The following is a 15287-nucleotide window of genomic DNA, read 5'->3' on the forward strand; positions in this document are numbered from 1 at the left end:
ACCACGAGGAACCGGTGACCCATGACCCTCATCTCCCCAGACCACCCCACGTACGTCGTCCCGCCCGTGACGGACGTCGATGAGCACGAACTCGCCGCCGCCATCGACGCCGCCGAACCCGGAGCGCTGCTCATGGCGCTGGTGCACCTCACGGGTGACACCGGCCTCGTCGCCGAGTTCAAGGCCAGGCTCGACGACGAGCGGCGGCAGGCGGAGACCTCCGCGACCATGGGGCGGTATCCGGCGGGCGTCGCCGCCGAGGTCCGCGCGCGAGCGCGGCGGCTGCTGGGCGGCACGCTGGTCCCGAGGATCGCGGTGCCCGACGACGACCTGTTCCGGCGGATGGCCGAGGTCTGCGTGGACGACGCCGTCGGCGGCGAGTACGTCCCCCACCTGCGCGAGCAGGGCGGGTTCGAAGCCGCCCGGCCGGTCGTCCCGCGCACCCGCACCCCGCCGGAGGACTTCACCGTCGCGGTCATCGGCGCCGGGATGATCGGGCTGAACGCGGCGGTCAAGCTCGGCGCGGCGGGCTTCCGCTACCAGGTCTTCGAAGAGCGCGACGAACTCGGCGGGACGTGGTCGCGCAACACCTATCCGGGCGCAGCCGTCGACACGCCGAGCCACTTCTACTCCTACTCCTTCGAGCTGAACCCGCGGTGGACCCGGTACTACCCCACGGGGCCCGAGTACCTGGACTACCTGCGCGGTGTGGCCCGCAAGTACGACCTCTACCCGCGCATCTCCTTCGGCGCCAAGGTCCTCGGCTGCGCGTGGCTGGACGAACAGCGGGTGTGGCAGCTCACCGTCCGCCACCGGGACGGCGCCGTGCGCACCCACCAAGCCAACGCGGTCGTCACGGCCACCGGTGTGCTCAACGGCGCGTTCGTCCCCGCGATCGAGGGGGCGGACACGTTCACGGGCACGATGATGCACACCGCCGAGTGGCGCGAGGACGTGGACCTGCGCGGCAAGCGCGTGGTCATCCTCGGCACCGGCTGCACGTCGGTCCAGGTCGTCGCCGACATCGTCGAGCAGGTCGAATCCCTCGCCGTCGTGATGCGCCAGCCGCACTGGATCGTGCCGGAGCGCCAGGTCGGCGAGGACGTGCCCGACGGCATGCGGTGGGCGCTGGAGCACATCCCGTACTTCCACCAGTGGTTCCGGCTCAAGTCCTACTGGTGGGCCGCGGACAAGGGCTGGGCCATCCCCCGCATCGACGCGGAGTGGTACGCCACCCACGTCTCGGCCTCCCCGGCCAATGACGCGCTGATGCGCGTCTGCCTGGACTACCTCGACCGGGCCTTCGCCGACCGCCCCGATCTGAAGGCCAAGCTGACCCCCGACTTCCCGCCCTTCGCCAAGCGGATCGTGAAGGACCCCGGCTTCTTCGACGCCGTCAAGCGGGACAAGGTGTCGCTGCACGCCGCGTCCTTCGACCGGATCCGCCCGGACGGCGTCGTGACGACGACGGGCGAGTTCCTGCCCGCCGATGTCATCATCTGGGCCACCGGCTTCAAGCTGGAGTACCTGGGCTTCCTGGACATCACGGGCCGCGACGGGGTCAGGCTGGCCGACGAGTGGGCGGACCAGAACCCCCGGGCCTACCTCGGGATCACCGTGCCCGGCTTCCCCAACCTGTTCGTCACCGCCGGCCCCAACGCCGCCCCCAACCACGGCGGCGGGCACAACGTCACCAGCGAGGAGCACGTCCACTACATCGTGGAGAGCCTGCAGTACCTGCTGGAGAACGGGTACGCCGCGATGGAGCCGACCCGCGCGGCGACCGACGACTACAACCGGCGGGTCGACGCGGAACTGGACACGACCGTCTGGAAGCACGGCGGCACGGCCAACGGCTACTACCGCAACACCTCCGGGCGGGCGTGGATCAGCTGCCCGTGGCGGCTGGTCGACTACTGGACGATGCTGCGCGCACCCGCGCCGGAGGACTACCTGTTCTTCGGCGACGGGAACGCCTGACGGCCGCGGCCGGCCGCCCCGCACCCGGGACGGCCGGCCTCATTCGCCGCGGAAGACCGGGGGCCGCCGTTCCAGGCTCGCCGCGATGCCCTCGGCGCTGTCGCGCGTCGCCCACAGCCGGGCCTGCTCGGCCAGCTCGTGCTCCAGGGCCGCCTGGACGCGCCGCGGCAGGTCCGCCCGCAGCGTCGCGCGGATCGAACGCACGGCCAGCGGCGCCGCCGCGGCCAGCTCGCGCGCCCACGCCCGCGCGGTCTCGCGCTGGCGGCCGGGCTCCGACAACCGGTCGGCCAGCCCGATGCGGACGGCCTCCTCGCCGCCCACGCGCCGTCCGGTCAGCAGCAGGTCGGCCGCGACCTGCCGTCCGACCAGGTCGGGCAGGGTGACGCTCAGCCCGAACCCCTGGTGGAAGCCCAGCCGCGCGAAGTTCGCGACGAACCTCGTCGAGGCGTCGGCGACCCGGAAGTCGGCCGCACACGCCAGCCCCAGGCCGCCGCCGACGGCCGCGCCCTGCACCGCCGCGATGACGGGCGTCCTGATCTCGAACAGCTGGACCGCCCGCCGGTACAGGCGCTCGGACACCGCCACCCGGTCCCCGTCGAAGCCGCCGCCCGCCCCGAAGTCGGCGCCCGCGCAGAAGTGCCTGCCCTCCGAGGCGAGGACGAGCGCCCGGCAGCGCGGGTCGTCATCCAGCTCGAAGGCGGCGTCGACGATCTGCCCGATCAGCCGCTCATCGAAATGGTTCGCGGGCGGCCTGCGCATCTCCAGCAGCCCGACGCCGTCCTCGACCACCACCGACAGATCCGTCATGGCCCCACGCTCCCAGACCGGTGCGCGCGGGCGGCGACCGGGTGTCCGCTGAGCGGACCTTCGCGGCCCGCCGGGGCGCCATCCGGCGGACAGTCGGTATGTGGAGATCACCGACACGCTGTACGCGTTCGCCCGGCTGGCGGACGAAGGGACGATCGAGCAGATCGGCGAGCTGCTCACCGCCGATATCGAGTGGGCCATGGCCGGCACGACATGGCGCGGCCGCGCGCAGGTCCTCGACGGGCTCCGGTCGATGCGGGCCCTCGGCCACGCCGGGCCCGACTCGGGGAACCGCCATGTGGTCACCAACCAGGAGGTGCGTGCCGAGAGCGACCGCGCCACGGCGCACGCCTACTTCCTGCTGGTGTCCCGCGGCGCGCCGGCGGCGATCCTGGCCGTCGGCTCCTACCGCGACGAACTGCGGCGCGTCACCGGTCGGTGGCTCATCGCCAGGCGCGAGGTCGCGAGCTGACCGCGTCCCGAAGCCGTCCACTGACCGGAACTTCGCCCGGCCCGACGGCCCCGTCGGCTTAGCGTCGGGCCTACCCGCAGGCAGGAGGAGAACCGATGACCGCCGACGTCCGCACCGATCCCCGCGTCCGCGCCGCGCTCGACCGCGCCGTGGAACTCGGCGAGACCGGTATCGCGGTCGCCGCCTACCACCGCGGTGAGCCGATCGCCGACGCCGTCGCCGGGATCGCCGACGTCGCGAGCGGCAGGCCCGTCGACGAGCGCACCCTCTTCCCGGTGTTCTCGGTGACCAAGGGTGTCACCGCGATCGCCGTGCACCTGCAGGCCGAACGCGGACTGGTCGACCTGAGGGCCCCGATCGCCCGCTACTGGCCGGAGTTCGCCGCCCATGGCAAGGCCGCCATCACCGTCGAGCAGGCCCTCTCCCACCGGTCCGGCATCCCGCAGATGCCCGACGGCGTCACACCGGAACGCCTGGCCGACTGGGAGTGGATGACCGAGCGCATCGCCGGCTTCACCCCGATCTTCGAGCCCGGGACCGCCAGCGCGTACCACGTGCTGGTGTGGGGCTGGGTGATCGGCGAGGTCGTGCGCCGCACCGATCCGGCCCGCCGCCCCTTCGCGACCTTCGTCGCCGAGGAGATCTGCGCGCCGCTGGGCGTCACCGACTTCCATCTCGGGGTTCCCGATGCCGACCTGCCCCGCGTCGCGACCCTGTACGGGGGCAACGACTTCGCCATCGCCGACGAGCACAATGTGAGCCCCCGAGCGGTGTTCCCCGGCTCCGACGTGCACAACCAGCACACCATGCTGCAGGCCGTCGACCCCGGCGCGGGCGCCGTCGCCACCGCGGGCGCGGTCGCGCGGATCTTCGCGCTGCTGGCCGAAGGCGGCGAACTCGACGGCGTCCGGCTGCTCTCCCGCGAGCGCGTCGCCACGTTCACCCGGCCCCGCCACGGCGCGCACGACCCCGACGAGGTGCTGACGATCCCCGTCTGGTTCGGCGCCAACGGGTTCTGGCTGGGCGGCGAACCGGGTGCCTCCGATCCGCTGGTGGGCGGCCACCGCGACATCGTCTACAGCCCCGGTGCGGGCGGCTCGCTCGCCTGGGCGGACCTGCGCGGACGGCTCGCGGTGGCGATCTGCCACAACGACATGGACACCCCGGCCGTCACCGAGCCGGAACGGACCTTCGACCCGATCGTGCGCGCGATCCGCGAGATCGCCGCCGAACGCGAGGAGACGCGCTGATGAGTACGGCCAAGGAGCTGTTCGGAGGCGGCACGGCGGTGATCACCGGCGCCGGATCGGGCATCGGCGCCGGCCTCGCCCGCTACGCGGCGCGCGAACTGGGCATGACCGTGGTCCTCGCCGACGTGGACACCGCCGCGATCGCCGCCCTGCGCGCCGAACTGGCCGCCGACGGCGCCCGCGCGCTGGCCGCCGGCTGCGACGTACGCGACCCCGCCGCGCTCGAAGCGCTCGCCGAGCGGACCTCCGCCGAGGCCGGCCCCGTCACCCTGCTGGTCAACAACGCCGGCATCGAGCAGTTCGGCTACCTGTGGGACGTCCCGGTGGCCAACTGGGACCGGCTCGTCGCGGTCAACGTCAGCGGGGTCTTCCACGGCATCAGGGCCTTCCTGCCGCGGATGCTGGCCGAGCCGCGCCGCTCCTGGGTGTGGAACCTGTCCTCGGTCGGCGGCGTCACCGCCGGCCCGCTGCAGGCCCCCTACATCATGAGCAAGCACGCCGTGCTGGCCCTCACCGAGTGCCTGCACCAGGAGGTCGAACTGGCCGGGCACGCCCACCACGTACACGTGCGGGCGGTCCTGCCGGGCGCGGTGGCCTCCAGGATCTTCGAGTCCGCCGGCGCCGTCGACACCGGCGACACCGGCGCGGCCGAAGAGCACCGCGCCGCCATGCTCAGGGTGAAGGAGCAGGCCATGGGCCCGGTCGACGCGGCCCGCGCCTTCTTCGACCAGGCGGCGGCCGGCGAGTTCTACCTGAGCTCGCAGTCCTTCGTGCGCGACGCCATGGCGGCACGGGCCGACACCCTGCTCAACCGCCGCGCCCCGGCCCTGGTCCGCGGCGAGTTCACCGTCCCCGCCGACTGACCCCGCCCGCCGACCCCGGAGAGCGCGATGCCGCTGCCCCCGCTGGACCCCGACGCCGCCGCGATCGCCGCTGCGGCGGCCGAGCTGCCGCCGATGCGCGTACGCGGGATCGCCGCGATCCGCGCCGCCCTGGAGAAGGCACCCCACCCGCAGGACCTGGCGGTGATGGCGGAGACCGAGGACCGGGTGATCACCGGTCCGCACGGCGACATCCCGCTGCGCGTCTACCGCCCGGAGCCCGGCGGTCCGGCGCCCGTGCTCGTGTACTTCCACGGCGGCGGGATGTGCATGGGCTCGATCCACTCCTTCGAACCGCTGGCCCGTGCCCTGGCGGCGGCCAGCGGCGCCGCGGTCGTGTCGGTCGGCTACCACCTCGCTCCGGAGTCCCCGCCGCCCGCGCAGTTCGACGACGCCTACACCGCCACGGCCTGGGTGGCCGAGCACGCAGCCGAACTGCGGGTCGACCCCGACCGGCTCGCCGTCGTCGGCGACAGCGCAGGGGGAACCCTGGCCGCCGCGGTCGCCCTCGCCGCACGGGACCGCGGCGGGCCGCGCATCGTCTGCCAGGTGCTGGTGTATCCGGGGCTCGACCGGGACATGGCCGCCCGGTCGATGACCCAGAACGCCGACGCCCCGATCCTGAGCCGCGACGACGTCCGGTACCTCAACGAGACGGCCGACGCCGGGCAGGGCAGCCCCGACAGCCCGTACCGCGTCCCCGCCTACGCCGCCGACCTCGGCGGCCTGCCGCCGGCCGTCGTGGCCACCGCCGAACGCGACCCCCTTCGGGACTGGGGCGAGCGCTACGCCGACCGGCTCCGGGAGGCCGGGGTGCAGACGACCCTGACCCGGTATCCGGGCTCCTACCACGGGTTCGCACTGCAGGCGGCCTACCTGGCCAGGGGCAGGCTCGCCGTCGCCGAGACCGGCGCGCTGCTGCGCGCCAAGTTCGCCCACCCGCTCCCGTTCTAGGAGGACGCCATGACCGACACCGCCGTCGACCCCTTCGCCGACGCCCTCCACACCGTGCCGATCGAACTGTCGCGGGGCTACACCTGGGCCGAATGCCCGCGCTGGCACGACGGCGCCCTGTGGTTCAGCGACATGTACGCCCACCGCATCCTGCGGCTGGACGCCGAGGGAGCGCCGGAGACCATGGTCGACTGCTCCACCCGACGCTCCGTGAACGGCGCCGAGGTGATCCCGGGCGGCTTCGGCTGGCTGCCCGACGGCAGGCTGATCCTCACCTCGATGCACGAGCGGCTCGTGCTGGCCTTCGACGGGACCGGCCTCACCGAGTACGCCGACCTGCGCCACCTGGCCACCGGCCCCATCAACGACATGGTCGTCGACGCCGACGGCCGCGCCTACGTCACCCAGCTCGGCTTCGAGCTCTTCGAGGGCGAGGCGCCGAAGGACTCAGCCCTGCTGGTGGTCGAACCCGACGGCACCGCCAGGGCGCTGACCGAGCTGGGCGGCTTCGCCGGCGCCAACGGCATCGCCGTCAGCGGCGACGGGCGCCGGGTGGTGACCGCCGAGGCCTTCGCCGACCGGATCACCATGCTCGACCGCGACGAGCGCGGCCGCCTCGGCGGCCGGCGTACCTTCGCCGCCACCCCCTCCCTGCCCGACGGCATCTGCCTCGACGACGACGGCGGCGTCTGGGCCGGGATGCCCTCGGTACCCGCCGTCGCGCGGTTCACCGAAGGCGGGGCCATCACCGACGTCGTGCGCTTCAGCCCCGAGCGCGCGCTGCCGCCCGCCTGCGTCCTCGGCGGCCCGGACCGGCGCACGCTGTTCATCTGCGCCGGCCTGGACGTCCTCGACTGGGAGGAGTCCCGCCGCAAGCGCAAAGGCACGGTCTGGACGGCCGCCGCCGGCGTGAGCGGCGGCACCAACCGCCCCTGAACCCTTGGGAAGCTCCTGTGCACAGACTTGATTTCACCGGCCGCGCCGTGGTCGTGACCGGCGCCGGCCGGGGCATCGGCCGGGCGCACGCCCTCCTGCTGGCCGCGCGCGGCGCGTCGGTCGCCGTCGCCGACCTCGGCGCCCGCGTCGACGGCTCCGGTGTCGACGGCGACGACCCCGCCGGCGCGGTCGCCGCCGAGATCCGCGCCGCCGGCGGGCGGGCGGTGGCCGTACGGGCCGACGTGTCCACCCCGAGCGGAGCCGCCGCGATCGTGGACGCCGCCATCGCGGAGTTCGGCCGGCTGGACGCGGTCGTCAACAACGCCGGCATCGTCCGGACCGGGCACTTCGACGAGATCCCCGTCGAGGAGTACCAGCGCCACCTGGACGTCCACTTCTTCGGGTCCCTCCACTTGTGCCGGGCGGCTTGGCCGCACCTGATCGCCTCCGGGACCGGCCGGGTGGTCAACACCGTCTCCAGCGCGATGCTGGGCAACCCGCTGATGACGCACTACGGCAGTTCCAAGGGCGCGGTGTTCTCCCTGACCCGCAACCTCGCCATCGAGGGGGCCGAGCACGGCGTCCTCGTCAACGCCATCGCCCCGGGCGCCGGCACCCGGATGGCGGAGAACTCGGCGGACTCGCTGTCGCCCGAGGTCATGGAGTACGTGCGCACGCGCCTGCGGCCTGAGCACGTCGCCCCGCTGGCCGCCTACCTCGTCCACCCCGCCTGCCAGGTCACCGGCGAGCTGTTCAACGCCGCCGGCGGGGCGGTCAACCGGGTCGTCGTGGTCACCACGCCCGGCGTCCACGACCCGGCACTGACCGTCGAGACGGTCGCCGAGCGCTTCGACGAGGTCATGGCCCTCACCCCCCAGGCGCGCCCCGAGGTCGTCGCCGCCCCGACCCGCACCGACCGAACCGACACCGGAGAACCACGATGACCACCACTCCCGGAACCGAGTACCCCTTCGGGCCCGTGCCGGCCGCCGAGGCCGTCGAGCACTTCGGGCGCCTGATCGCCGACCGCCCGATGACCAAGGTCACCATGCCGCACGGAGGCGACGTCTGGCTGGTGCACCGCAACCGGGCGGCACGCGAGGTGCTCAGCGACCGCCGGTTCGTCCGCGAGCCGTTCCGTACCGGCGAGCGTGCGGTGCCCTTCTTCGTGCCGTTCCCGGACTTCCTGCTCGGCACCCTCCAGTTCGAGGACCCGCCCCAGCACACCCGGCTGCGCAAGCTCGTGCAGAAGGCCATCTCGCCCAAGCGGGTGCGCGAGATGCGGGGCTCGGCGGTCGCCTTCGCCAACGAGTTGATCGACGGCATGGTCGCCCGCGGCGGCGTGCGCGACCTGGTGCGCGAGTACGCGCTGGCGCTGCCGATCGAGATGCTCAGCTCCCTGCTCGGCGTGCCGTCGTCGGACCGCGAGACCTTCGAGCGCTGGAGCTCCTCGACACTCGCCGTGGCCGGCAAGTCGGAGGAGGAGGTCGCCACCGACATGGCGGAGCTGGCGGCGTACATGACCGACCTGATCGCCCGCCGCCGCGAGGACCCGCGCGAGGACCTGCTCAGCGCCCTGGCGCACGCCCGGGACCGCGACGAGACGCTGACCGACGCCGAGATCCTGCCCATCGCCTTCATCCTCATCGTCGGCGGCTTCGACAACACGGCGACCTTCCTGTCCACCGGGGTGCTGGCACTGCTGCGCTCCGACGAGCAGCGCGCCGTGTTCCTGACCGACCCGGACGGTCTGGCGGCCACCGCCGCCGAGGAGGTGCTGCGCCACGGCGGGTTCGCGACCGGGCGGCCGGCCGGCGGCGGTGGCGGCCTGGTGCCCTTCGTCGCCACTGAGGATGTCGTCGTGGACGGGCAGCTCATCGCCGCGGGCGAGGCCGTCAGCATCGATCTGGTCGCCGCCGGGCACGATCCGAGCGTTGTGGTCGAGCCGGGGAGCTTCGACGTCACCAGGACCGACAACCCGCACCTGACCCTCAGCCACGGCCTGCACCACTGCCTGGGCGCGCCACTGGCGCGGATGGAACTGCAGGTCGGCCTGGCCGAGCTGTTCAAGCGCCTCCCCGGGCTGAAGCTGGCCGGTGAGCCGGTGTTCAACCACGACGTCCTCACCCAGCCCATGACCAGCCTGCCGGTCAGCTGGTGACGAAGGGGGATGCCGACGTGCCGAAGGTGTTCTACACCCTGCCCGACGGCACCGAGCGGGTCGTGGCGGCCGAGCCCGGCGACTCCGTGATGCGCACCGCGATCCGCAACGGTGTCACCGGGATCCTCGGCCAGTGCGGCGGCGAGCTGTCCTGCGCGACCTGCCACGTCTTCGTGGACGAGCGCCACGCCGGCGAGTTCCCGCCCGTCAGCGAGGACGAGGACGACATGCTCGACGTCGCCGCCACCGACCGCGAGGACACCTCCCGGCTGTCGTGCCGGCTCGTCCTGGCCGCCGGGCAGGAGGTGCACGTGACCGTCCCGGAGGCCCAGCTGTGAGCACCGGCCGCCTGCTCGTCGTGGGCGCCGGCCAGGCCGGCGCCCAGCTGGTGAGCAGCGCCCGAGAACTGGGCTGGGACGGGCCGATCAGCCTGGTCGGGGGCGAGCCCCACGCCCCCTACGGCCGGCCGCCGCTGTCCAAGGCGTTCCTGCGCGGCCAAGCGGCGGCCGGGTCCCTGGCGCTGCGCAGTGCCGCCTTCTACCGCGAGCGGGAGGTCGACCTGGTGCTCGGCGAGCGGATCGTGCTGCTCGACCCGCCGTCGGGTACGGCCGTCGCCGCGTCCGGACGGCGGTGGCGGTTCGACCGGCTGGTGCTCGCCACCGGCGCCCGGCCCCGCCGCCTGGCGGTGGAGGGCGCCGACCTGGACGGGGTGCTCGTGCTGCGCGACCTCGCCGACGCCGAGGCCCTGGCCCGCCGCCTGGGCGCGGTCACCGACCTGGTGGTGGTCGGCGGTGGCTTCGTCGGGCTGGAGGTGGCCGCGACCGCGGCCGCGGCGGGCGTGCGGGTGACCGTCGTGGAGGCCGCCCCGTCGCTGATGAACCGCGTGGTTGGAGCGGAGACCGCGGGCTTCGTCGAGGCCGCCCACCGCGAGGCGGGGATCCGGGTGCTCACCGGGGCCCGCCCGGTGCGCTTCCGGGGCGACGGCCACGGCGCGGTCACCGCGGTCGAACTGGCGGACGGCACCGACCTGGCCGCCGGGCTCGTCCTGGTCGGCGTCGGCGCCCGCCCGCGCGACGCCCTGGCGCGCGCGGCCGGCCTGCGCTGCGACGGCGGAGTGGTCGTGGACGCGTACTCCCTGGCCTCCGACGGGCGCACCCTCGCGATCGGCGACTGCGCCGATCTGCCCGATCCGACACCGGGCTCCGACCGGCGGCTGCGGCTGGAGAGCGTGGACAACGCCGTCGAGCAGGCCAAGGCCGCCGCGACCACCCTGGTCGGCGACCCGCGGCCCTATCGGGGTGTGCCCTGGTTCTGGTCCGACCAGGGCGCGCTGAAGATCCAGATCGCCGGCCTGGCACTGGCCGGCGACGAGGCCGTGGTGCGGCCCGGCGCGCGGCCGGGGCAGCACATCGCGCTGCGCTACCGGGGGGAGCGGCTCGTCGCCGCGGAGTTCGTCAACGCGCCCGCCGACTTCCTCGTCGTCCGCAAGGCCCTGGCCCAGGGCGCGCCCCTGTCCCGGGAGGCGGCGGCCGACACGAGCATGCCGCTGAAGCGGCACCTGGCGGGGCGGCCGGCATGAGCGGGCGCCTTCCGCCGCCTCCCCGCCGGCACCCGTCTCTCGCGGACCGCTCCCTGCCGGGCGGTCCCGCAGCGTCATCGACCCGGCTCCGACGCCAGGTGCCGGGGTCCGTGCGGGGCGGGCGGTGTTCCGGTGAGTGGACGGCCCGCGCGGCCGCCGGAGCACCGCGCCGGCCGCGTCACGCCGGTCGTATCGGCAGGTGAGCGGCTACCGCGTACCGCCCGTGCCGCGATCCGGGGCGGCAGCACACGGCGATTGCGCGCGCAATCACGCGGCAGTACGGTCTCCGATGGCGTGCTTGCGCGCGTCACCAAGTCCGGACACGCACGTGGCGGGCGGCGCCGGACCCGCATCGGGCGCCCCCGCACGAAGGAGCAGTCACATGGCCAGGAGCTTCCCGAACGGTTTCCGCTGGGGCGCCGCCACCTCGGCCCACCAGACCGAAGGCGGCAACGTCAACAGCGACTGGTGGCGGATGGAGCAGTTGCCCGGCATCGGCCTGACGCACAGCGGTGACGCCATCGACAGCTACCACCGCTACGAGGAGGACATGCGGCTGCTGGCGGACGCCGGACTGGACCACTACCGGTTCAGCGTCGAGTGGGCCCGGATCGAGCCGCTGGAGGGCGAGTTCTCCCGCGCCCAGCTCATGCACTACCGGCGCATGATCGACACGGCGCTCGGGCTGGGCCTGAAGCCGGTGGTGACCCTGCACCACTTCAGCAACCCGCAGTGGTTCACCGACCAGGGCGGCTGGTCGGCGCCCAAGGCCGGGGACGCCTTCGTGTCCTACGTGGAGCGCGCCGCGGACATCCTCTACGACGTCGAGTGGGTGTGCACCATCAACGAGCCCAACCTGGTCTCCATCTTCGAGGCCATGGCGCGGCGGGGAAGGGAGGGCGACACCTCCTACACCCCCGGGCAGCTGTGCCCGCCGGACGAGGAGATCGGCCGACTGCTCATCGACGCGCACAAGTCCGCCGCGGCCGTGCTGCACCAGCGCACCGACGCCAAGGTCGGCTGGACCGTCGCCGCGCAGGCCTTCGTCGCCGCGCCCGGCTGCGAGGAGGTCCACCGGCGGGTGCAGTACACCTGGGAGGACCAGTACCTGGAGGCGGCGCGCGGCGACGACTTCGTCGGCGTGCAGTCCTACACCAGCCAGTCGGTGGACGGCACGGGGCCGGTACCGCACCCCGAGCACCCCGACAACACGCTCATGGGCTGGGCCTATCGGCCCGACGCGCTGGGCATCGCGCTGCGCAACGCCTGGAAGGTCGCGGGCGGCACGCCGCTCATGGTGACCGAGAACGGCATCGCCACCGACGACGACGAGCGCCGCATCGCCTACACCCGCGAGGCGCTGGGGCACCTGCTCGACGCCGTCGACGAGGGCGTCGACGTGCGGGGGTACCTGCACTGGAGCCTGGTCGATAACTTCGAGTGGGGCCACTGGGAGCCGACCTTCGGGCTGGCCGCCGTCGACCGGGAGTCCTTCGAGCGCCGGCCCAAGCCGAGCCTGGCCTGGCTCGGGTCCGTCGCCCGCGCCAACGCCCTGTGACGTGCCCGCCGCGGCCGGACGGACGTGCTCCCGGCCCGGCCGCGGCGGTGCACCGGGCGCGCACGGTGGAACGCCGGTCCGGCGCCGCGATGCCCTCCGGGCGCGTCTCACCCGGACGGCCGGGCCCCCTCGCCGGCGGCCGGCGGGCGGGCCGGGCCGGTCGACTCGCGTTCGACCAGGAAGACGGCGGGTTCGGGCAGGTCGGCGGTGGGGGTGCGCCCTTCGGCGAGGTCGAGGGCCTGCCGGGCCATCCACCGGCCGAAGCCCACGCTGTCGAGGCCCACCGAGGAGATCGTCGGGGCGAAGTAGGCCGCCATCGGCGTGTCGTCGTGCCCGACGACCGACAGGTCGCGCGGCACCGCGATCCGCGCCCGGACCGCCGTGCCCGCGATCATCCCCGCGATGTCGTCGTTGAACGCGACGACCCCGGTGACGCCTGCCGACAGCCAGGCCCGCAACACGGCGGGCAGCCTGCCGTCGCGGTGGTCGACCGCGCGCGCGTCCAGTACGTCCAGGCCCAGCGCCGCTGCCTCGCGCTCCACCGCCTGCCGGCGCACGGCGGCCAGGCCGGCGTGGCGCCGGTCCGCCGATGCCGCGAACGCGAGCGCGCGGTGCCCGAGCGAGGCGAGGTGGCGGACCTGGAGCCGCGGGCCCGCGACGACCGCCGGCACGGCGCCGATGTCGGGCCGCTCGTCCGGGTCCGGGGTGATGCGCGAGATCCCCGCCGCGCGGATGGAGCGCAGCTGTGCGGGCGTGAACGGCACGAGGCCGACGACGACCTCCGGATCGACCAGCTTCCACAGCGGCTGGGCGTGCTCGGACTCGTGGTGCGTGTAGGTGATCGTGGCGTAGCCGGCGTCGTCCAGGACCCGGGCGGCCTCCTCCAGGTGGGTGCGGAGCGTGAACTCGATCGGCCAGTCGGGCAGGACGACCAGCACGATCCTGGACCGGCCGCGGGCCAGCGCCTGGGCGGCCGTGCTCGGCTGGTAGCCCAGGCGGGCGGCTTCCCGCAGGACGCGCTCGCGCGTCTGCGCGGAGATGCGCGCCCCAGGGGTGTCGTTCAGGACGTAGCCGACGGTCGCGCGGGACACGCCGACCGCCTGGGCCACATCGGCCGCGGTCACCCGGCCCCCGCGCCTTCTTCCCGGATCACGGGACGGCGTGCGTCGAACCATGCATCACTCCGCTTGGGTGCTTGTGCGCGCAACCTGGCCGACCTTAGCACCGGAAAGTCATGCTTGCGCGCGAAACCAAAAGCAACGTACGGTACCCCACACCTTGGTTGCGCGCGTAACCTCCCCGAGTCGATGGAGTTACGGATGAGTACTGAACCCGTCGGCGTCCCCGTCGCCCCCGAGACCGCCGAGCCGCAGCCGAGACCCGTGACCGGCTGGTTCATGTTCGTCTACACCCTGACCAACTTCGGTCTCTCGCTGTCGATCCTGATGCCGACACTGTTCACCCTGGCCTACAAGATCCAGGTCATCGCTCCCGCGACCAGGGAGAGCAGCCTCGGGCTGGTCATCGGGATCGGCGCGCTGGTCGGATTCCTCGCGGGCCCGGTCATCGGGGTGCTGAGCGACGGCACCCGGCTGCGGTGGGGCCGGCGGCGGCCCTACCTGGTCGGAGGAGTCGCGATCCTCGCCGTGGGCGCCGTGATGATCGGCACCGCGTCCTCGGTCGGCCCCGTCCTGCTCGGCTGGGCGGTGTCGCAGATCGGCGTGGCCTTCGCGTCGACGGCGGTGACGCCCGTCCTGGCGGAGTGGGTGCCGGAGACGCAGCGGGGCAGGCTCGGCGGACTCGCCGGTGTCGCGGCGCAGCTGGCCGGAGTGGCGGCGAGCCTCGTCGGGAGCCTGCTCCTCGATCAGCCGATCCTGCTGTTCCTGCTGCCGGTGCTGGTCCTCGGCGGCGCCTCGGTCCTGTTCCTGCTCACCCTCCCCGACCGCCCGGCCCCGCACCGGACGGAGCGGGCGTCGGTCCTGCGGTTCGTCAAGGACCTCGCCTTCGACCCGGTCCGGCACAAGGACTTCTCGCTGGTGCTGGTGGGGAAGTTCCTGACCCAGCTCGGCGTCAACGCCTTCTCGACCTACCAGCTGTACTTCCTGCTGGAACGCCTCGGGATGACCCCGGAACAGGCGGGGCAGAACCTCGCGCTGCTCGGCGGGATCGGGGTGCTGGTGGCGACCGGGTCCGCCGTGGTCAGCGGCCTGGTCTCCGACCGGATCAAGCGCCGCAAGCCCTTCATCTACCTGTCGACGGCCACGACCGCGCTCGCGCTGGTGGTCGTCGCCTTCGCGCCGAACCTCCCCGCCTACGCCCTGGGCACGACCCTGCTGGTGTTCGGGTCGGGCATGTTCGGCGCCGTCGACCTGGCGCTGGCCAGCGACGTGATGCCCGAGCGCGACACCAAGGCCGGGAAGTACATGGCGATCTACAACCTCGCCGGCGGCCCCGCCGGCGCCCTCGCCCCGATCCTCGCGCCGCTGGTGCTGGCGACCGGTGACGGGAGCAACTACACCGCCCTGTTCGTCTGCGCCGCCGTCGTCCTGGCCGGCTCCGGGATCACGGCGATACAGATCCGCAGTGTCCGGTAGCCGGTACCCGCGTCCCGGTCCGGCGCCCGAGCCGCACCGGCGAGCGAAACGGCCGAGCGTCGGGCACCGCGTCCGCGGCGCCCGTCCGGCGGCGAGGCGGGCACCGCGCCGCCGC

14 protein-coding genes are annotated in these 15287 nt (G+C 73.8%); 12 read left to right on the top strand and 2 right to left on the bottom strand.

The genetic code is table 11. From position 1 onward, the window contains the following. The first annotated feature begins 21 nt into the window (after nt 1–21). A complete protein-coding gene (locus CLV72_RS11775) occupies nt 22–1980 on the top strand; it encodes a flavin-containing monooxygenase (RefSeq protein WP_106244608.1) in 1959 nt (652 codons plus the stop codon). A gap of 39 nt (nt 1981–2019) precedes the next feature. On the opposite strand, the gene CLV72_RS11780 is transcribed toward CLV72_RS11775, so the two are convergent. Next, the gene (locus CLV72_RS11780) at nt 2020–2787 is read right to left on the bottom strand and encodes an enoyl-CoA hydratase/isomerase family protein (protein ID WP_106244611.1); all 768 of its coding nucleotides are present in this window, start codon (nt 2785–2787) and stop codon (nt 2020–2022) included. Between the two features lie 100 nt (nt 2788–2887). On the opposite strand from CLV72_RS11780, the gene CLV72_RS11785 reads away from it, so the two are divergent. The 10 genes from CLV72_RS11785 (at nt 2888) to CLV72_RS11830 (ending at nt 12578) form a co-directional block, all read left to right on the top strand. Beyond that, nucleotides 2888–3259 (top strand): nuclear transport factor 2 family protein, encoded by a 372-nt coding sequence (locus tag CLV72_RS11785; protein WP_106244613.1) that lies wholly within the window; start codon nt 2888–2890, stop codon nt 3257–3259. A 95-nt stretch (nt 3260–3354) separates the two neighbouring features. Then, the gene (locus CLV72_RS11790) at nt 3355–4509 is read left to right on the top strand and encodes a serine hydrolase domain-containing protein (RefSeq protein WP_106244616.1); all 1155 of its coding nucleotides are present in this window, start codon (nt 3355–3357) and stop codon (nt 4507–4509) included. Beyond that, on the top strand, nt 4509–5372 hold the full coding sequence (locus CLV72_RS11795) for an SDR family NAD(P)-dependent oxidoreductase (RefSeq protein WP_106244618.1): 864 nt from the start codon (nt 4509–4511) through the stop codon (nt 5370–5372). The genes CLV72_RS11790 and CLV72_RS11795 overlap by 1 nt, the downstream gene beginning before the upstream one ends. A gap of 27 nt (nt 5373–5399) precedes the next feature. Then, nucleotides 5400–6344, top strand: a complete 945-nt coding sequence (locus tag CLV72_RS11800) for an alpha/beta hydrolase (protein ID WP_106244620.1) — start codon at nt 5400–5402, stop codon at nt 6342–6344. A 9-nt stretch (nt 6345–6353) separates the two neighbouring features. Further along, nucleotides 6354–7280 carry an SMP-30/gluconolactonase/LRE family protein gene (locus CLV72_RS11805; RefSeq protein WP_106244622.1) on the top strand — a complete coding sequence of 309 codons (927 nt, stop codon included), beginning with the start codon at nt 6354–6356 and terminating at the stop codon, nt 7278–7280. Nucleotides 7281–7297: 17 nt separating this feature from the next. Further along, on the top strand, nt 7298–8224 hold the full coding sequence (locus CLV72_RS11810) for an SDR family NAD(P)-dependent oxidoreductase (protein ID WP_106244624.1): 927 nt from the start codon (nt 7298–7300) through the stop codon (nt 8222–8224). Then, nucleotides 8221–9441 (top strand): cytochrome P450, encoded by a 1221-nt coding sequence (locus CLV72_RS11815; protein ID WP_106244626.1) that lies wholly within the window; start codon nt 8221–8223, stop codon nt 9439–9441. Before CLV72_RS11810 ends, CLV72_RS11815 begins: the two co-directional genes overlap by 4 nt. Beyond that, complete coding sequence (locus CLV72_RS11820; RefSeq protein WP_245930112.1) at nt 9438–9779, top strand: 2Fe-2S iron-sulfur cluster-binding protein; 342 nt, start codon at nt 9438–9440, stop codon at nt 9777–9779. The genes CLV72_RS11815 and CLV72_RS11820 overlap by 4 nt, the downstream gene beginning before the upstream one ends. Further along, nucleotides 9776–11020 (top strand): NAD(P)/FAD-dependent oxidoreductase, encoded by a 1245-nt coding sequence (locus tag CLV72_RS11825; protein ID WP_106244632.1) that lies wholly within the window; start codon nt 9776–9778, stop codon nt 11018–11020. Before CLV72_RS11820 ends, CLV72_RS11825 begins: the two co-directional genes overlap by 4 nt. 382 nt (nt 11021–11402) lie before the next feature. Beyond that, the gene (locus CLV72_RS11830) at nt 11403–12578 is read left to right on the top strand and encodes a glycoside hydrolase family 1 protein (protein ID WP_106244635.1); all 1176 of its coding nucleotides are present in this window, start codon (nt 11403–11405) and stop codon (nt 12576–12578) included. 107 nt (nt 12579–12685) lie between these two features. Here the strand turns inward: CLV72_RS11830 and CLV72_RS11835 are convergent, their stop codons facing one another. After that, nucleotides 12686–13702: a LacI family DNA-binding transcriptional regulator gene (locus CLV72_RS11835; protein WP_211302828.1), complete on the bottom strand. Its 1017-nt coding sequence runs from the start codon at nt 13700–13702 to the stop codon at nt 12686–12688. 195 nt (nt 13703–13897) lie between these two features. Between CLV72_RS11835 and CLV72_RS11840 the strand changes: the two genes are divergently transcribed. Then, nucleotides 13898–15172: an MFS transporter gene (locus CLV72_RS11840; protein ID WP_106244639.1), complete on the top strand. Its 1275-nt coding sequence runs from the start codon at nt 13898–13900 to the stop codon at nt 15170–15172. The last annotated feature ends 115 nt before the right edge of the window (nt 15173–15287 follow it).

It is taken from the genome of Allonocardiopsis opalescens (genome assembly GCF_003002095.1).
In the GTDB taxonomy this organism is placed as follows: Bacteria; Actinomycetota; Actinomycetes; order Streptosporangiales; family Streptosporangiaceae; genus Allonocardiopsis; species Allonocardiopsis opalescens.